The 18,750-nt window shown below is 43.3% G+C and carries 19 protein-coding genes and 1 pseudogene; 7 read left to right on the forward strand and 13 right to left on the reverse strand.

The window, feature by feature from the left end; translation table 11 throughout:
- From QNK26_RS13080 to dsrO, 3 genes are all read right to left on the reverse strand, one after another.
- A partial coding sequence (locus QNK26_RS13080; RefSeq protein ID WP_319223618.1) for a twin-arginine translocation signal domain-containing protein occupies positions 1 to 933 on the reverse strand: 933 nt, incomplete at its 3' end.
- 10 nt (positions 934 to 943) lie between these two features.
- Positions 944 to 2,074: an NrfD/PsrC family molybdoenzyme membrane anchor subunit gene (nrfD, locus tag QNK26_RS13085; RefSeq protein ID WP_319223620.1), complete on the reverse strand. Its 1,131-nt coding sequence runs from the start codon at positions 2,072 to 2,074 to the stop codon at positions 944 to 946.
- The gene (dsrO, locus tag QNK26_RS13090; RefSeq protein ID WP_319223623.1) at positions 2,071 to 2,844 is read right to left on the reverse strand and encodes a sulfate reduction electron transfer complex DsrMKJOP subunit DsrO; all 774 of its coding nucleotides are present in this window, start codon (positions 2,842 to 2,844) and stop codon (positions 2,071 to 2,073) included. The genes nrfD and dsrO overlap by 4 nt, the downstream gene beginning before the upstream one ends.
- A gap of 229 nt (positions 2,845 to 3,073) precedes the next feature.
- On the opposite strand from dsrO, the gene QNK26_RS13095 reads away from it, so the two are divergent.
- The 3 genes from QNK26_RS13095 to QNK26_RS13105 all read left to right on the forward strand — a co-directional run bounded on the left by QNK26_RS13095 (position 3,074) and on the right by QNK26_RS13105 (position 6,185).
- Entirely contained in the window at positions 3,074 to 4,891 is a 1,818-nt protein-coding gene (locus tag QNK26_RS13095; RefSeq protein WP_319223624.1) for a PhnD/SsuA/transferrin family substrate-binding protein, read from the forward strand.
- Positions 4,892 to 4,934: 43 nt separating this feature from the next.
- Entirely contained in the window at positions 4,935 to 5,531 is a 597-nt protein-coding gene (locus QNK26_RS13100) for a response regulator transcription factor (protein ID WP_319223653.1), read from the forward strand.
- Between the two features lie 402 nt (positions 5,532 to 5,933).
- Positions 5,934 to 6,185 (forward strand): DUF1127 domain-containing protein, encoded by a 252-nt coding sequence (locus tag QNK26_RS13105; RefSeq protein WP_319223625.1) that lies wholly within the window; start codon positions 5,934 to 5,936, stop codon positions 6,183 to 6,185.
- Positions 6,186 to 6,248: 63 nt separating this feature from the next.
- Here QNK26_RS13105 and QNK26_RS13110 read toward each other — a convergent pair whose 3' ends face one another.
- A complete protein-coding gene (locus QNK26_RS13110) occupies positions 6,249 to 6,431 on the reverse strand; it encodes a hypothetical protein (RefSeq protein ID WP_319223627.1) in 183 nt (60 codons plus the stop codon).
- A 369-nt stretch (positions 6,432 to 6,800) separates the two neighbouring features.
- Between QNK26_RS13110 and QNK26_RS13115 the strand changes: the two genes are divergently transcribed.
- Positions 6,801 to 7,712 (forward strand): hypothetical protein, encoded by a 912-nt coding sequence (locus tag QNK26_RS13115; protein WP_319223629.1) that lies wholly within the window; start codon positions 6,801 to 6,803, stop codon positions 7,710 to 7,712.
- Between the two features lie 31 nt (positions 7,713 to 7,743).
- Here QNK26_RS13115 and maiA read toward each other — a convergent pair whose 3' ends face one another.
- The 6 genes and pseudogenes from maiA to QNK26_RS13145 all read right to left on the reverse strand — a co-directional run bounded on the left by maiA (position 7,744) and on the right by QNK26_RS13145 (position 14,275).
- Positions 7,744 to 8,403 (reverse strand): maleylacetoacetate isomerase, encoded by a 660-nt coding sequence (maiA, locus tag QNK26_RS13120; protein WP_319223631.1) that lies wholly within the window; start codon positions 8,401 to 8,403, stop codon positions 7,744 to 7,746.
- Positions 8,404 to 8,419: 16 nt separating this feature from the next.
- Positions 8,420 to 9,400 (reverse strand): fumarylacetoacetate hydrolase family protein, encoded by a 981-nt coding sequence (locus QNK26_RS13125; protein ID WP_319223633.1) that lies wholly within the window; start codon positions 9,398 to 9,400, stop codon positions 8,420 to 8,422.
- A gap of 24 nt (positions 9,401 to 9,424) precedes the next feature.
- Positions 9,425 to 10,549 carry a homogentisate 1,2-dioxygenase gene (locus QNK26_RS13130; RefSeq protein WP_319223634.1) on the reverse strand — a complete coding sequence of 375 codons (1,125 nt, stop codon included), beginning with the start codon at positions 10,547 to 10,549 and terminating at the stop codon, positions 9,425 to 9,427.
- 11 nt (positions 10,550 to 10,560) lie between these two features.
- Positions 10,561 to 11,649: pseudogene (gene hppD, locus QNK26_RS13135) on the reverse strand (4-hydroxyphenylpyruvate dioxygenase).
- Between the two features lie 148 nt (positions 11,650 to 11,797).
- Positions 11,798 to 13,105, reverse strand: a complete 1,308-nt coding sequence (locus QNK26_RS13140) for a GGDEF domain-containing protein (protein ID WP_319223637.1) — start codon at positions 13,103 to 13,105, stop codon at positions 11,798 to 11,800.
- 306 nt (positions 13,106 to 13,411) lie between these two features.
- Positions 13,412 to 14,275, reverse strand: a complete 864-nt coding sequence (locus tag QNK26_RS13145) for a YicC/YloC family endoribonuclease (protein WP_319223640.1) — start codon at positions 14,273 to 14,275, stop codon at positions 13,412 to 13,414.
- Between the two features lie 122 nt (positions 14,276 to 14,397).
- On the opposite strand from QNK26_RS13145, the gene rph reads away from it, so the two are divergent.
- Both rph and pyrE read left to right on the forward strand, forming a co-directional pair.
- Entirely contained in the window at positions 14,398 to 15,129 is a 732-nt protein-coding gene (rph, locus tag QNK26_RS13150) for a ribonuclease PH (RefSeq protein WP_319223642.1), read from the forward strand.
- Between the two features lie 144 nt (positions 15,130 to 15,273).
- Positions 15,274 to 15,915, forward strand: a complete 642-nt coding sequence (gene pyrE / locus QNK26_RS13155; RefSeq protein ID WP_319223643.1) for an orotate phosphoribosyltransferase — start codon at positions 15,274 to 15,276, stop codon at positions 15,913 to 15,915.
- A gap of 122 nt (positions 15,916 to 16,037) precedes the next feature.
- Here pyrE and slmA read toward each other — a convergent pair whose 3' ends face one another.
- From slmA to coaBC, 3 genes are all read right to left on the reverse strand, one after another.
- A complete protein-coding gene (gene slmA, locus QNK26_RS13160) occupies positions 16,038 to 16,631 on the reverse strand; it encodes a nucleoid occlusion factor SlmA (RefSeq protein ID WP_319223646.1) in 594 nt (197 codons plus the stop codon).
- Positions 16,632 to 16,659: 28 nt separating this feature from the next.
- Positions 16,660 to 17,115 carry a dUTP diphosphatase gene (gene dut / locus QNK26_RS13165; protein WP_019441197.1) on the reverse strand — a complete coding sequence of 152 codons (456 nt, stop codon included), beginning with the start codon at positions 17,113 to 17,115 and terminating at the stop codon, positions 16,660 to 16,662.
- A 93-nt stretch (positions 17,116 to 17,208) separates the two neighbouring features.
- Complete coding sequence (gene coaBC / locus QNK26_RS13170; protein ID WP_319223652.1) at positions 17,209 to 18,426, reverse strand: bifunctional phosphopantothenoylcysteine decarboxylase/phosphopantothenate--cysteine ligase CoaBC; 1,218 nt, start codon at positions 18,424 to 18,426, stop codon at positions 17,209 to 17,211.
- 213 nt (positions 18,427 to 18,639) lie between these two features.
- Here coaBC and QNK26_RS13175 point away from each other — a divergent pair.
- Positions 18,640 to 18,750: UPF0758 domain-containing protein (locus tag QNK26_RS13175; protein ID WP_319223656.1), on the forward strand; the 111-nt coding region annotated here is incomplete at its 3' end.

Genomic DNA, 18,750 nt, shown 5'->3' on the forward strand with positions numbered 1-18,750 from the left:
GGCGAGTTGGCGAGCTTGGCGTTTAAATGGATTACCGGCCTGTGCTGGTGACATGCCGATGTATAAAGCAAACTCGCAATTTTCAAGATCTGGCTTCACGTGAGCGAATTTATTCAGATCATTCATTAAGGCGCCAGAGCCCGCTCGGAAACTATAACCGCAATACGATCCATGGTGACCAAAGTTACGCGTGCCATAGCTATTAAAGGCGAAACGTTTGAATAGATCGTCACGCCCTTCGTTGCCGGCGTTAGTCATTAATAACTGATTGGCTTTCGGACCGTACTCAGGATTGAGTGGATCAATGGGAGTTTTTAAGTCGCGGATCGTACGTAGGCCGTCAACCTGACCTTCACCAAATAGATCGCCACCTTCAACTACTTCTGTTAATAACTGCTCGTAGCTAATTGGCTGCCACTTACCTTCGCCACGGTTACCCACACGCTTTAATGGCTGGGTGATCCGATACGGACTTTTACGCATTTCCAGCATGCCATTACCACGCGCACAAGCGGTTGATCTACCGTCTAATCCTGCTTCACCCGCCATAGCGATATAGGCGTCTTTTACTGGCGTATTAAACGGGATCTGATGTTCATTGGATAATGGGTGATACGGGTTACCTGAAATACGTAAGATCTCATCACTGGCGTTGTCTACTCGTACTCGTAAACCACAAAGTGTCCAACAGCCGAAACACATTGACGGTGCAACACGTTGCGCAGGGTTATTGATCAGCTTACCGTTTTCAGTCACTTTATATTCTGGTGTTAACGAATTGCCATAATGTGGATGTTTGGTTTTTTCCCCAGCGGTGCCTTCGATAATGCCATGTACCGCATGTGATGTTGTGGTTGCGTAACCTGCTGCAAAAGCGCCAGCACCACCCACAGCAAGACCTGATTTTAGAAATTGACGACGTTTGTTATCCATAATAAGTCCCTTACTGTGTGTGTGATGCTGGTTTGATTGACGTGTTACTTACTTTATTTATTGATGTGCTAGTTCGGATTTTAATGACCTCTGATGCAGCAAGTGCTAGCGCTAGCCATAATCCCGCCATGCCGAGGATGCCGAGTAGTCCAGCCGAGCCCATCGGTAATTCATACGGATAAGAACCTTGGTCAAATTTCGGAATCGTTTGTACATCCATGATAGTGACCCAGCGTAAGTACCAACAGCAGATCAAACTGATCGCGCTCATTACTAATAATTGCGGACGGTTATATAAGGCTATTTTAGAGGCTAATAAGGCAATGCCGATACAGGCGATAAAGCTCACCATTAAACGGCCCAAACGTACTAACCACTCTTGGCTGTCATAGAGTGAGAACGATGGATTATTCGATGCCCAAATTGGCAGTAAGATCGCGGCTAATATCGCGCTGAGTAATAATGCGCGTTTAATCAGACCTTGGTCGCTCTGGGTAAAGGCATTGGCTTTTGCAGGGATAGGCAATAGCGCTAACAGCAATAATGCAAAACCAATAGCACCGATAAATGCTGTCACAAACCACAATAATGGCGCGGCAGGTTGATGCCAGAGTGGACGGCTTTGTACGACGTAGATCTCGGCGCCAGTGTACAGGGCGATGGTTAAACCGGATAAACAGGTTAATACCGTCACTGTGATCATTTGCTTGCTGGTGGTCTGCCAACTGCCGAGACTAAACAGGGCTATTTTTTGCGCGATAGCGCTATCACTGTGCTTCAGTTCGATAATGTCATCACGTAAATACAACCAAGCGGTAAGTACCGATAGTGCCGAAAATAACGGCAAGAATACCGAGCCAAGTGACATCCATGACCAAGCTGTTAAGTTAGTATAAAAATGCCAAGCACGTCCGGGTTGATGTAAGTCACCGGTTAAGGCTAATGGTCCCACCACGGCACCAATCGACATAGTTAGCACTAAGGCTGCACGTAAATAGTGGCTGGTGTGGGCACGAAATAAATAACTTAATAAAAATAATATCGCCGCCGCATACGCAGAACCAATATAGAAAAAATATTGCACTGCCCAAGGAAGCCAAGCGACGGCTTGGGGTTGGACTAAAATTTCGGTGATGCTCATGCGTTATCTCCTGCTGGATCGTAGATGGCGACCTTATCGTCAATTTTATTGGTGAACGCGTCATCCATACCGATGTAGAACACATGTGGCTGGGTATTTTCTTCTGGTTTTAATACCTTGATGTCATCTTGGTGTTGACGCATTAAATGGCTAATGTGGCTGTTGGTATCGTTAATATCGCCAATAATACGCGCACCACCCACACAGGTTTCCACGCAGGCAGGTAATAAACCTTCTTCTAAGCGATGGGCACAGAAGGTACATTTATCAGCGGTGAGGGTTTCTTGGTTAATAAAACGGGCATCGTAAGGGCACGCTTGTACGCAATAAGCACAGGCCACACAGCGCTCGTTATCAACCATGACAATACCGTCGTCACGTTGGAAGGTCGCTTGCACCGGGCAAACTTTCACACAAGGTGGGTTTTCACAGTGGTTACACAAGCGCGGTAGGGTAAATGATTTCACATTTTGTAATTCACTGCTGCCGTCATCTAAAGTCACTTCATATTGTTTTACTGTTGTTCTAAATTGACCGATAGGTGCTTGGTTCTCAATACTGCAACCGACAGTACACGCTTGGCAGCCCACGCATTTGCGTAAATCAACCACCATGGCATAACGTTTACCTGTGTGACCTTTACGATTGGGTGCTTGGTTATTACGGATCATGGTCGTGGTGAGCGGATTTGCCCCTGAAACCGGTATGATGGCGGCGCCTACGGTTAATGCACCGAGACGGCCCATTAAGCGGCGTTTAGTTGAGTCCATGAGAACACCTTGTGGTTAATAGTGATTAAGGCTATTGTCTGGAAATTAAGAGGTAGATTGTATTGTGGTTTTCCACATACCCCTGAGTGGCTTGATCTAAAACAACAAATATTTTTACTTAGTGGTTATTTTGGTATCGTTGGGAGTGTCGGTATGCGCAGTGCTGAATTGCTTTTGCAGTTATTTAGCCATGAATTTAACTGGAATGAATTGAAACGGAGTCGCACGAATGAGTTGGGATGATGGTATTAGTCGTGTAGTAACACATATCACTGTTAGCTTGTTATTACTGGTCTGTGGTTATAGCTATGCCAATGCATCGAATAATCCTGCTGCTGATGAGTACCATGGCGAAACGATTGTAGTCGATGTCGGGGTATTAGCCACACGCGGTGTATTGGAAGCCAAGCAGCGTTGGCAGCCGACATTATTATGGTTACAAAGCCAGATCCCCAATAGTGAATTTAGATTACACCCTTATACTTTGGCTGAAATGGAAACGGCAGTAAAGCAGCAAAGTGTCGATGTGGTGGTGACTAATCCTGGACAAGCGGTGCGCTTAGGTCGGCAATACCCCTTGTCTTGGTTAGCGACCTTAAACAGTAAGTTAGGTGACGGTACCCATGTTATCGGTTCGGCATTGATTGTACGTGCCGATTCGCACTATCAGCATTTGGTTGATGTCAGTGGTGACAAGATCGCTGCGGTTGCCAGTAATGCCTTTGGCGGTTATCTCACCATGCAACTTAGGGTGCAAAACTCAGGCATAAATCCCATCGCTTTTTTTGCTGATGTGTCTTTTTTAGGTTTTCCTGTTGATGCCATTATTTATCAGTTGCGTGACGGTTATTTTGATGCCGCGGTGGTGCCAGTGTGCCAACTGGAAAGCATGCTAGAAGAAGGCTTGATTGAAGCCGATGTTTTTCGAGTATTAGATGATATCAGCCCTGATAATTTTGCCTGTGGCCTGTCTACGCAGTTATACCCGAATTGGTCGATAGCCAAAACTGGCGCTATTTCAACTAATTTAGCCAAGCAGATAACCCAGGCATTATTAGCATTGCCGAGTGATCACGCCGCCAGTATCGCTGCGTATTCAACCGGTTGGACACCACCGATTAGTCAGTTGTCTGTTGATCAGTTATACCGTGATTTAGACATGCATCCGTTGCAACGACCGTGGTGGCAAGAGGCAGCAGTCTGGGTCAAGAAAAATCAGCAATGGGCCTGGGTAGTTTTTTTATTCGTATTATTATTAAGTGTTTATCATTTAATTTTGGAGTACCGTTTTAGTCGCAGTGAACGTAAATTGAAAGCCACTTTAAACCGTTTAAAAGAAAAAAATGCCATGTTAGAGCATGCGCAGCGAGTCGCGATTGTTGGTGAGTTAGGCAGTAGTCTCGCGCATGAAATTAATCAACCTTTGGCGGCTATTTTAAATTATAGCCAAGGCGGATTATTGCGGATTAACAAAGGTGCAGATGCCAGTGACATCACGCCAGCATTAGAAAAAATACAGCAACAGGTGCAGCGCGCTGACGGTATCGTGCAGCGACTGCGGACGCTTATTAATAAGCGCTCGGTGGCTAAATCTAGTTGTGATATACAGGTATTATTAACTGATACATTAGAGTTGTTAGAGTATGATCTGCAGCAGAAAAATATTACCGTCAGCCGCACTTGTGTCGGTAATGCAGTGCCCTTATATGCCGATGTAGTGGGGTTACAGCAAGTATTATTAAATGTATTAAACAATGCGGCGGATGCCTGCTTGATGCGAGCTAAAACCGTGTTGATAAATGATGAAATTAATATTACCAGTGACTATAGCGATGACAGATTAATATTAACCATCAGTGATAATGGCATTGGCTTAACGGCGACCAATGCCGAATTACAGAATGCTTTTTTCACTACCAAGAAAGACGGCTTAGGGTTGGGCTTAGCCATTTGTCGAGACGTAGTGGAAGCCCATCACGGTCAGTTTTCATTAGCACCCGCAGAGCCTATGGGCTGCTGTGTGAGCATTATTTTACCGTTACCATAACATCTATCAGAGGACTATAAATATGAACCCAGCGTCAACAGCTATGTCACCAACAGTGCCTGTTTATGTCGTCGACGATGATGAATCGGTACGTGATTCGTTGGCTTTTATGCTCGAAGGTTATGATGTTAATGTCACCACTTATGCTGGTGGACCGACATTTTTAGATAACGCGGATATTATGCTGCCGGGTTGTGTGATCTTAGACAGTCGTATGCCTGAATTACGCGGCCAAGAGGTACACGCAATTTTGCGACAATGTCATAGCCCGCTGTCGATTATTTTTCTCACTGGTCATGGTGATGTCTCTATGGCTGTGGATGCGTTTAAATCTGGCGCCGTGGATTTCTTTCAAAAGCCCGTTGATGGTGAAAAATTATTGCAGGCGATCATATTGGCGGCAGAAAAATCATTACAACGTAGTGAGCAGCTCAAGGCGTTATCATCTTATCAGTCACTGACCGAGCGTGAACGCGATATATTATTGTTGTTGGTGCAAGGTAAACGAAATCAACAGATAGCTGATGGCTTGTGTATTGCGGTGCGTACCGTAGAAGTGCATCGCTCGAGTTTGATGAAAAAATTTAATGCTAAAACTATTGCTGAATTAGTGCTGCAATATGGCATGGCGATAAATTAATGAGAGCGAACAGAATTATGATTTGTTTTACTCTTTAGTTGTAATTTATGGTTGAGAAAAGTTCAATATCGCATAAACTTCTGATTGTGAATTAACATTATATTCACAATCTTTTTGGATTAATGAGTTAACTGGAGGTACACATGAAAAATTTAAATCTTGTTCAATTCGTCTGTGTATCTGTCGATCATACCAGTCCCATGATGGCCGTTCATCACGCCCTCATAGCCTGTTTTGATCTGAAATCAGGCACCAATAACTAATTAATTCGTAACCTTAAACGGCTGCGAAAATGGCAGCTGATAGGGTAATCCTCATTTATATCCCTAGATAGTCGAAATATTTCATGCCATTTTCCCAGTCAATTTTTTAAGTTCCAAACTTATATACTGGAGAATTATTATGCGTCATTCACTTTACCTAAACCTTGCAGTGTTCTTTGTTCGTGCTGATATCCGTCGTGAAGAGCGCGTATGGTTAGCAAAAAACCGCCGTACCAGCAGTGATCTGCCATTAGGCAATGCGTATCTGTTAAAAGATCTTGGTCTGAATGTTGACGGTCGCCCACTTTGTAGTGCTGAGCCGCGTGATGTTAATGCTGCACGTCGCGTTCGTCATCTACGTCGTGCTTGCCGTGTGAAAATAGCAACGTAATAAAAAGGGCTAGGCTGTAGATGCAGCTTAGCCCCTGATATCGTTTTAGCAGTAGAATTTTATTTAATGTTCAAACGTTGCGGAGCCATCTTCATTGATGTGAAGTTTGGCTTTTGCTTGGTTGATTAATTGTGCTGCATAAGAAGGTGAGACTGAACGTAAGCTGCCTTTTCCACTATGAAATGAAGGCTCCCAAACTCTATCTCTGTATCGACCTGTTTCTATAAATTCCACTACTACTTTCATGAATTACCTCTATATTGTTGGTCTAATTGATGCCCTATTACGAAGATAATATTGTCTTGCGTAATGGTCATTCAAAGAGTTAGAGGTAACAAGAGTTCAATTGGTTCAAATATAAATCATTCTTATTTCAAATGAAACTAAGGACGTTTTTTTTATTCTTTTATCGATATATAAACGTGGTGATTTTACCGTGGCTAACTTAAATAATTACGCCTTCCATAACAAGTAGCTAGCGTTGCCTGACTGACATAGCTGAAATTAGCAACTAGACTATTAGCAACTAGAGTATAAGAAATCGGCCTATACTCGATCATCATTTTACCGAACCCAACATGTGTTTTCTGTAATATATTGGGGAGGAGGGTTAGTATGAGAGATAACTCCGCCATCGAAGCGTATCGTAAAGACCATGGATTGGAACAACTCACTTATCACACGGTTGAAGAGATCCAAGCGGGGCACTTTGACTTAGATAAAGCCCAGGCTTTTCTTGCCTTTCAAAGTCGCATTAACAACGAACTCCTTAATCATAAAGTCATTACTGCAAACCCTTATACGCAGTGGTTTAGTCAGGCTGCACTTAACGATGCGCAGATTAAACAACTGATCGTGCAGTTCTCGGTTTTTTCTAATCAATTTTTAGTCGCCCAACTGGAAAAAATGCTCAATGCTGAATCTATTGAAGAAATGCGGGCGTCGAAAGAAATTTTAGCCAATGAAATCGGAGTGGTATATAAAAACCCGAAGCGAGATCGTGCTGCGCAGTTAACTCAGGATGAACGTGAGTTTGGTGATATTGAGGGCAGTATTGATGGCGGTGCTTTTCATTTTAAGGCTGCGCATTTTGAGTTGTTAAGCCAATTGGCCGATTATTTTGGTCTGGCATTTAATCAAATAGGTCGACGAAAATTTGGCACAGCGAAGACCTTGTTCTTCTGTGATGAATTAGTGCGGATTTATGGTTCGCCAAGTTATGCCACCTCAACTGCCGCCTCTTATGCCGTTGAAAATTGGGCTGCGGCAGGATTCTGGGATGAACTGGTCGCTGGGTTTAATCATTATCGCCAAACCCGTAATTTAAAAGGCCTGCCACTGACCTTTTTTACTTGGCATGCCAAACTCGAAGCTAATCATGCGAACCATACTCAAGAAGAGCTTGAGGCTTATTATTTTAATAATGACGTCGATGAAACACACTTTATTCAAAGTGGCAACGAGATGCTCGATGGGGTATATGCTTTTTGGCAAGGACTGGATGAAGAAAGAAAACGCATTCACTAATTAATCTTAGCAACTCTTATTCTGCGTCTGGCTATTTGTCTACATCAGGTTGCTGCTCAGGCGCCGCTTGGCTAAATGCTGGTAGCAGTATGCAATGTTGATAGATATGGCTAATTGCAGGGTAGGCCGTCATATCAAACTTAAAGCGCAAGGCATTGTAAACTTGCGGGATCAAGTAAACATCAGCCAGAGTTACTTGCTCGTTGTAGCAATAGTGGGTACTTGCTTTTTTCGCTAGGAGCGTTTCAATTGCGGCAAAACCTGTGGCTAGCCAATGGTGATACCAACGTATTTTTTCGGCCTTATCACAATCGAAGTGCTCCTCAAGATAACGTAATACCCGTAAATTATTTATCGGATGCATGTCGCAAGCGATAATGTGCATTAAGCTGCGCACATAAGCACGTTCAATTAGGCTGGTTGGCAGTAAACTTGGTTGCGGAAATCGCTCTTGCAAGTATTCAATAATCGCGCCTGACTGGATGATTATTTGGGCTTTACTGTCTGGCGCGGCGACATCAAGACAGGGTAATAAGCCTTGGGGATTAATCGTCAGGTATTCAGTCGAATGCTGCTGGCCGCCATCTTTAACCAAATGCACTGGTACTGTGTCATAGTTAATATGCTTTAAATTTAATACTATCCTAACGCGATAAGCCGCTGATGAGCGGAAATAACTATACAGTTTCATCTTGTTTCGCCTTTATTCACCGAGACACTACCGTTTGCTCAATCGCGCCAAAAATAGAGTGTCCCACTTTATCCCGCATTTCAATTTTAACCTTGTCGCCCTGTTGTAAAAAAGCTGTCGTGATTTCCCCTGTGGCAATTTTTTCTAACATTCTTTGTTCTGCTAGGCAGGATGAACCGACAGTGCGATCACAATTGGATACGGTGCCTGAACCGATAATGGTACCGGCGGTTAAAGTGCGTGTTTTTGCCGCGTGGGCAATCAACTGCGGGAAATTAAATGTCATGTCGGTACCGGCATCAGGGCAGCCAAATAAAGTGTCATTGAGATAAGTTGATAACGGTAGCTGTAATTTTTCTCCATCCCAAGCCTCGCCCAGTTCATCGGGTGTCACGGCAACAGGAGAGAATGCGGTCGATGGTTTACTGTGAAAAAAGCCAAAACCTTTGGCTAACTCACTGGGAATTAAATTACGCAGGGATACATCGTTGACTAGGGTGATTAATAAAATACATTCACTGGCTGCGGATGCGTTTATGCTCATTGGCACATCGCTGGTGATCACCGCCACCTCGGCTTCAAAATCCAAACCCCAAGCAGGATCTTGCAGTGGAATATCATCCTTAGGTCCTAAAAAACTGTCGCTGCCACCTTGGTACATTAATGGTTCTGACCAAAATGACTCGGGCATTGCCGCGCCTCTGGCTTTGCGTACTAGCTCGACATGATTAACGTAAGCACTGCCGTCAGCCCACTGATATGCTCTGGGTAAAGGCGATTCTAGTAGGCAGTTTTTAAATTCAATCACAGCAGTCAAATCACCGTTATTCAATTGTGCATAATGGCTTTGTAATTGCGGTTCGACGATAGACCAATGCTCTAGCGCCCATTGTAAATTGGCCGCTATCGAGGATACGCACAATGCAGTTTGTAAGTCTTTGCTAACTAGGTATAAGCTGCCATCTCTAGAACCGTCTCGTAATGTGGCTAATTTCATCGTATTTTGTTCTCCTGCTTGGCGTTATTCTTTCCAACTATCGACATAACCTGACCACTCTACATCCGCCATGCCTGAGCCTATGGCTAAACCATCACGGGTATCAATCATCACAGCTACTTCATCAGTCTCTTTGCGCTGTGACTGACAACCGGCTCGATAGGCTTTAGGATGGGGGCCATGGGGAAAGCCACAAGGATGGAAGGTCAACATCCCTGGGTTTATGTTGTCGCGGCTAAAGAACTCGCCTTGGTGGTAAAAGATAACTTCATCAAAATCATCATTGCTATGATAAAAAGGCACTTTCAATGCGCCGGGATCACTTTCCATCGGCCGTGGCACGAAAGTACACACCACAAATCGACTGGTCACAAAGGTCGAATGGGCGGAGGGGGGAAGATGGAAGCGATGGCTCATTAATGGGCGAATGTCGAGCCAGTTAAGCCGTACGACAGATACGTCACCATGCCAACCCACCACATCCAGCGGGTTAAATGGATAAGCGATGATGGACTGTTGATTAAAGCGTTTGATAATGACTTGCCACGGCAGCTCGTCCTGTTGTTGTAAATAGGCATCGTCAATTTCTGGGGTATCCAATACCGCTTGATCAAATACCGCATGCTGGCCAACGATGGTTTTATCGGGTAAACCATAATAATCATTGGTTGCTTCGATCATCATTAAAGTCATTGGCTTGGCTGGTTCTAAACGCCACAAACAAGAACGCGGAATTAACACATAGTCACCTTGTTCCACACTCAAATGACCGTAATCACAAAACAATTCACCGTGGCCTTGATGGATAAAAATGAGATCGTCACCATCGGCATTTCTGACCAAGGTTTGCATGTTTTCGTTACATTGCCAGAATCTGATCTGGCAATGGGCATTGTGAAATAATAGCGGGGCATCCCAGGGGGAAGGTTGAGCGCTGGGCAGTGTTAATAAATTATAAGCTCTTGGCCTGTGCTCGCCAGACCAAGCGCACCATCCCGTCGGCGGGTGTTTATGATGCAGGTGTGTTGCGGGTCCATAAAAACCTTCCCGACTGACTTCTCGCTCAAATACACCTTGTTCGGGGAGATCCACGTGCGCTTGCCGAGAATAAGTGCCTTTGCGTAATGGAAACGCAATTCTACGGATCATATGTTGCCCCTTTAGTTATTTTTGTCGATGATCACGCCACGCGCAACTTGGTCTCTTTCAATGGATTCGAACAAGGCTTGGAAATTGCCCTCGCCAAAACCTTCATCACCTTTACGCTGGATTATTTCAAAGAAAATCGGACCAATTAAAGTTTTGGTGAATGTTTGTAATAGCAGTACTAACTTGCCATTATCCATGTGACCATCAATCAAAATACGGTGTTTTCTTAACTGGTCTATGGCCTCGTGATGGTCTGGCAAGCGTTCTGCTATCATGTCGTAATAGGTATCGGGGACATCCATGAATTTAATGCCGTTGGCTTTTAAGGTCGCGACGGTGTGATAAATATCATCAGTGCCTAAGGCGATGTGTTGAATACCTTCACCGTGATATTCCTGCAAGAATTCTTCAATTTGGGATTTGTCATCACTGCTTTCATTAATGGGGATACGCAGATTCCCGCAAGGACTGGTCATGGCGCGACTACGTAAGCCGGTCATCTTGCCTTGAATATCGAAATAACGAATTTCGCGGAAATTAAATACCCGTTCGTAAAACTCTGACCAAGTATCCATGTGGCCATTATGTACATTGTGGGTGAGGTGGTCGATGTAAGTCAGTCCGGCAGATTTTGCTGGCTGCTCAGTGTCGCCAGTTAATTAAAACTGTTCCTGATAAAGACGCTTTCTAACACCGTCATCGACTAAATACAGTAGACTCTCGCCAATGCCATAAATTGCTGGCACGCCGAACTCGAGGATCTTACGCTTACAAGGTTGGGCTTCACGGCTAATGGCATGTTGATAGGCTTTATCGGCATCGCTGACTTTGAACCCCATCGCACAGGCGGAAGGGCCGTGCTGCTGCGAGAACTCAGAGGCGAAACCACGGCCTTCGGTACTCACCAAAAAATGAATATCACCTTGTTTAAACCAAGTTAACGGACGAGTCTGATGTTGGGCAAAAGCATGAAAACCCAATTGTTTGAAAAGCGTGGCGAGCTGTGTTGGATCGGGAGACGTGAATTCGACAAACTCGAAGCCTTCAGTGCCCGCAGGATTGCTAAACTCTTGTTTAGTATAATCATACGCATGACCCATAATACCTCCTTTGCAGACTTTGGAAGTACAGACCAGCCTACAAATTTAACAGGAATGTAGAGCTAGTATGGACGATTTATACTGATCTTGCTTACTTAAGATTTTAAAATAGTGTCATGGATAACTTGGGTGAGAAACATCACCTGGTTTATTTTTTCTTATGCTCATACATGTAAAAGTCAGCCATCTCAATAATTTCGTTATATTGGTCACCTGCAGAATAAGGGGTTAAACCATAGGAAAATGAAATTTTATGCTCTCTAAATTCCTTTTTGTATTTAGACTTTTGGATTATTTTAAGTTGTATTTTTTCTATAATGTCAGTGGCAATTTCTATTGTCGGGCAATCATTCAATAAGATAATAAATTCATCACCACCGCTTCTGATTAAGTAGTCTTCGTCTCTTATTGCTTCTTGAGCCGATGATGCCAGTAATTTAATTGCGCTATCACCGGCAGAGTGACCTAAGGTGTCATTAATTTCTTTTATTTTATTGCCATCGATAACGGCCAATACCCCAGACGAAGTCGCTTCACTGTAGTAATCAAAATAACGTCGGTTATAGGCTTTGGTGAGCGTATCTATCATGGATTTTTGTTTATGCAGTTCAGACTCGCTGGTAATACGTCGAATAAAGTGAAAATAAAAAATGGCCATCGCGATAACAAAAGACAATACAAATGAAAATTTTAACGGTATATCAATGATGTATAAAAATGGGATACTGACAATAACGGTAATACCATCGGCAATTACCGCATATTCACTGCGATAAAATAATAAAGAGTCGGGATAATCTGCATACTTAACCGAGATAACATAATTTTTTTGGTTTGTTTTCGAGTTGGGTGGCACGATAGCGATGTTTTTATCATCATAGTAAGAATTACTATTCAAATGCACATTAAACCCGATATCAATATGATCATTCATGCCTTTAAATATAGTGAATAATTTATTACCAGAGAGCGCATCTTCATGCATATAGCTCACGCGGTACTTGTTCACTTTGGTTTTGCAAATATTCAGTTCACGGCAGCGCAAAGGGTCAAAAATAGTTGTTACGACACTCGGTGCTAATTTTCGTCGATATAAAACACTGTGGGTTTTCCAGTCTTTAATCATGAAGTTACCAGAAATAGACGATGTGGTAATAAAACCTAAACTGTCGAGGGCATTTTTATACTGAGAAAGCAGATCTACCTTTCCGGCATCAGTGCTTGTTTCAGGCTCGACCTCGACCTTACTCATATAAATGTGAGATATTTTATTTAGTGGTGTTGATGATGCGAGTTTTTCATTCGTTGATATAACTATGATATTAGAGAGTTCGAGTAAGGCATCAGAGAGATCATTCATGGTTTGACGTATCGTTGATTGTTCATCTTTAAGGGTACTTGCAGAAAACATGTAATGAAACATTACGGTTAATACGACAAAAGAAACAATGAACATTCTCACTGCAAAATAAATACTATGTAACAACCTTACAACCCTTACTTCTTAAAAAATAGTTGGGCATGGTAGGGCATTTTATAGCAACTTTAAATATATATGCTTACATAATTTTATGCATGATTATATATTCAGCGTTTAATTCTGAGGCTGTACGGATGGTGTTATTTTAACGAGACGATGATATTGAAATCATTGCAGAAAAAAGAAACTGAGTATATCGAGAGATTTAAAAAGCTAAATTAGGGGGAGAGGACGGCGATAACAAAAGTCATCGCCTGTAATTAAGTTACAGTTTAGTGAGTGCTACTCAATATTTTGTAACTGCTCGCGCATTTGCTCAATCAAAACTTTAAGCTCTACCGCAGACTTAGTAATATCTGTACTAATCGATTTTGAACCTAGGGTATTTGATTCACGATTGAATTCTTGCATCATGAAATCCAGACGACGGCCGCAAGCGCCACCTTTGGTTAAGATGCTACGTGTTTCAGTGACGTGGGCATTTAAACGGTCTATCTCTTCTGCCACATCTAACTTCTGCGCCATTAAGATAAGTTCTTGTTCTACACGTGTTTCATCAAGTTCGATTTTCGCATCGTTAAATTTCTTTTGAATGCGTTCACGTTGCCATTCGATGATCTCTGGCATTTTGCCTTCAACAAAATCAGCTTGCTCAGAGATACCTGTTAAGCGTTGCTCTAACATCGCTTGCAGTTTTTCACCTTCAGAGGCTCGAGAATCAAGGAATTCAATCAGTGTGTCGTCGAAAAAGCTTAATAGGTCCGTTGATAACTCACCCATATCTTTTTCAGCGGCTTCCATCACACCAGGCCAGCGTAAGATATCAACCGGATTTAATTTTGCTTTACCGGCTTTTTTAGATACCCAGTTGGCGCTTTCAATTAACTTTTCAGCCAACGCTTCGTTTAACTGTAATTCACCACTGTTGGCAGCGTTTGCTTCAAAACGCAGGTTACATTCTACTTTACCGCGTTGTAATTTTTTACGGAAACGTTCACGTAGTACAGCTTCTAAACCACGGAATTGCTCAGGTAGTCGGATGTAAGTTTCGAGGTAACGTTGGTTAACCGAACGGATCTCCCATACTGCGGTACCCCAATCGCCTTTAAACTCTTTACGGGCATATGCCGTCATACTATGAATCATGTTGAATCCGTTAATTAAAGTAAATTAAGCCAATTATACCTGTAGGTTATTACAACTTGCTATAGCGATAGTTTAGCTTAGCTCATATAATATTGGCCAATCATCAATGAAGAGTTAAAATAATGCGCCCAAGTCAAAGAACATTAGGTCAAATTCGACCTGTAACAATTACCCGTAACTTTACCGCTCATGCAGAAGGGTCTGTATTAGTTGAATTTGGTGATACCAAAGTATTGTGTACTGCGACTGTTGAAAACGGTGTGCCACGTTTCTTAAAAGGTAAAGGCCAAGGTTGGGTTACGGCTGAATACGGCATGTTACCGCGCTCGACGCACAAGCGTATGAATCGTGAAGCGGCACGTGGTAAACAAACTGGACGCACTATGGAAATTCAACGTCTGATCGCGCGTTCATTGCGTGCTTGTATCGACCTTGAAGCATTAGGTGAAAATACTATTTTAATCGATTGTGATGTTATTCAAGCGGACGGCGGTACGCGTACTGCGGCTATCACTGGTGCTTGTGTGGCATTAGCGGATGCGGTTGAATTTTTGATCCGTAAAGGCAAGTTAAAGATTAGCCCTATCAAATTTATGATCGCAGCGGTGTCTGTTGGTATCTATAAGGGCGAAGCGGTGTGCGATTTAGATTATCCAGAAGATTCTGATGCTGAAACAGACATGAATGTGGTGATGACTGAAACCGGTAAATTTATTGAGATCCAAGGCACAGCTGAAGGTGAACCGTTTAGTCACGAAGAAATGCTCGACATGCTGGCGCTAGCGAAAGACGGCATCGAGCAGATCATTGTAGAGCAAAAGAAAGCCCTCGGTGATAGCTTGATTAAAGTGTAAAGCTTGTTAGAATAGCGGCGCTTATCGTTAGTCGCCGCGCGCTAACAAGGTTAATTGCCTAATAATATTCCCCGTATTATTAGGCTTTTTAGGTGAAGTGGCTTTTAGTCCACAACATCTAATTAATCATAATAGGGGAAAACGATGAAAGATTACCAACGCGAGTTTATTGAGTTTGCTTTAGAAAAAGAAGTACTTAAATTTGGTGAATTCACTTTAAAGTCTGGTCGTACTAGCCCTTATTTCTTCAACGCCGGTTTGTTTAACACGGGTCGTGACTTATCACGTCTTGGGCGTTTCTATGCTGCCGCTTTAGTTGATTCTGGTATCGAATACGATGTGGTATTTGGTCCTGCCTACAAAGGTATCCCAATCGCGACGACAACAGTTGTAGCGCTGAATGATCATCATGACATTGATGCACCTTACTGCTTTAACCGCAAAGAGAAAAAAGACCACGGCGAAGGTGGTTCATTAGTCGGTTCAGCACTCGAAGGCCGTATCGTATTGGTTGATGATGTGATCACTGCGGGAACTGCAATCCGTGAATCAATGGATATTATCCAAGCGCATAACGCTGAACTTTCAGGGGTATTAATCGCCCTAGACCGCCAAGAGAAAGGTAAAGGCGAGTTATCAGCAATTCAAGAAATTGAACGTGATTATGGCTGTAACGTACTATCAATCGTGACATTGGGTGATCTTGTTACTTTCTTAGCGGATAAGCCTGGAATGCAACAACACCTTGAAACGGTAAAAAAATACCGTGAAAACTACGGTATCTAATCTATCTGTTTCAGGGTTAGGTTAGAAGGCTTTAGTGCTAAACTAGCATAGTGAAAAGGCTACCGAGGTAGCCTTTTTTGTTTTTATACTTTGCTGTGAGTTGCTATTAACTTAGTGCTTATTTAACTTTGTAGCAGCTGCTTGTTTAAGAATGCCCACTGTTGATCAAAGTCTGTGGTTGGTTTTAAGGCAAAACGAGTACGCACATATTGATTCATACGGCCTTCTGCATACGCCAGCAATAAGTTTGCTAACATACCTTCATCTAAGCTAAAACCAGTACCGTCACGCATTTTCTTTTCACGCAGTAACTGCTTTAAGTGTGTTTCAATCTTTGCGTATAGCGCGCTGATTTGTTCACCAAGGCGCTCGTGCTCACCTTGCAGTGCATCACCAGTCATAATGCGGGTGATACCTGGGTTACGTTCGGTAAATACCAGCAATAAATGCAGGATGTGATGACAACGGGTAATGGTATCTTTTTCTTCGTTTAAGACCTGATTAATACCCGCTAAGATTGAATCCTCGATAAAGGTAATTAAGCCTTCAAACATACGCGCTTTACTGGGGAAGTGGCGATACAGAGCGGCTTCTGATACGCCGACCTCTTTAGCGAGTTTGGCCGTCGTTATACGTTGACCTGGACTCGTTTCCAGCATATGTGCTAACGCTTGTAAAATCTGTTCTCGACGATTCTTTTTAGTGCTTGTTGACATCTTTTTCATCCTAGAATGGTGTTAACCGTTATTGCTTACCCGAATGGCCAAAGCCACCTTCGCCACGTTCACTACTATCAAACTCTTCAACAATGGTCAGCTGTGCTTGGATCACTGGCACTATCATCATCTGAGCAATACGATCGCCCGGTTGAATACTGAAGCTATCTTGACCGCGATTCCAACATGAGATCATTAACTCACCTTGATAATCAGAATCGATTAAACCCACTAAATTACCCAGTACAATACCGTGTTTATGGCCTAAGCCTGAACGCGGTAAAATGGTTGCTGCCATGGTTGGGTCAGCAATATGGATCGCAATACCTGTTGGGATCAAATGCGTTTCACCGGGATTAACCGTAAGCGGTTGTGCAAGACAAGCGCGCAGATCTAAACCGGCTGAACCTGGTGTTGCATAACTTGGTAATGGAAATTCGGTGCCTACGCGTGGATTTAATATTTTAACTTCTATTTGCTTCATTGTTTGTTTCACTGAATATATCAATTGAGGGTTAGACAGTGCCTTGCGTTAGCGCAAGACACTGTAAAATACCGAGTCTAATTTTAGTTATGGCTAGGTATTTGTATTGAACTGCGTTGCAATTAGTTGCAATAACTGTGCGGCCACATCTTGTTTGCTAGCTAAGGCAATTTGCGCTGTGCCTTGTGGCCAAAATACGGTTAATGCGTTGTCTTCAGCATTAAAACCTTGGCCAGATTGTGCCACGTCATTTGCGGCGATCATAGCAAGATTTTTACGTTGCATTTTGTCGCGTGCATAATGCTCAATATCTTGGGTTTCTGCAGCAAATCCGACGGTAAAAGGAGAATTTTCGAGCGCCGCTACACTGGCGACAATATCGGGGTTTTTGATCATGCGTACAATCATTTCGTCGCTATTGGTCTTTTTGATTTTTTGTTCGGCAATGGTTTCAGCGCGGTAATCCGCGACAGCCGCGCAGGCAATGAAAATGTCTTGCTGGTTAATATCAGCCATGACAGCCTCGTGCATATCAAGTGCACTGATGACGTTGACGACATTACACTCTGCGGGTGCTGCTAATGTGACAGGGCCACTGACCACCGTGACATTGGCGCCAAGGCTACGTGCGGCCTCTGCGAGTGCATAGCCCATTTTTCCTGAACTGTGGTTACTGATATAGCGCACAGGGTCGATCGCTTCGCGGGTTGGTCCCGCGGTGATCATAATGTTTTTACCCGCTAACAGTCGCGGTTGTGTTTGCTTAGTAAAATAATCGATAACAGCGGTAACTAGCTCATCTGGGTTCACCATTCTACCCGGCCCCACGTCACCACAGGCTTGTGCTCCGGCTGCGGGTCCCCAAAGTAGGACGTTACGTTGTTTGAGCGTCGCTAAATTCGCTTGCGTTGCTTGGGCTTGATACATGACTTGATTCATTGCTGGGGCAATGGCAATCGGTGCTGGCGTTGCTAAGCATAGTGTCGAGAGTAAATCATCAGCAATACCAGCGGTAAACTTGGCTATAAAATTAGCGGTTGCAGGGGCGATTAACACCAAATCGGCCCACTTGGCGAGTTCAATGTGGTTCATGCCTGCTTCGGCTGCAGGATCTAATAAGCTGTGTGCAACGGGGAATCCAGAGACGGCTTGCATGGTTAGCTGGGTGATAAACTCTTGTGCCGATTGGGTCATCACGACGCGGACTTCTGCGCCTTGTTCCGTTAATCGACGGGTTAATTCCGCACATTTATAAGCGGCGATGCCACCTGTAATACCGAGCAAAATGCGTTTGTTGGCAATAGCTGTCATTGTGTATTCCACGTTAAAATCTGAAAGGATATTCTAATAACGCCACAACAATACCATAATTGAATTCGCAGATGCTAAGGTTTGTTATTAATTTTATATGCATCATTATCAAATCTATAAATTTGAACTATTTCACTGTTTTATCATTATAGAGTTCGTTTAGTCACCGAATAACTAAGCTAACAGGACGTTATGTTAAATGGTGGAAAATAGATGAAATTGAAATCATTGCCCAGCAGTGAAATGCCACGCGAAAAATTGGTAAAATTAGGCGCGAATGCATTATCCGATGCTGAATTGTTAGCAATATTTTTACGCACTGGC

This window comes from Moritella sp. (assembly GCF_033791185.1).
Taxonomy (GTDB): domain Bacteria; phylum Pseudomonadota; class Gammaproteobacteria; order Enterobacterales; family Moritellaceae; genus Moritella.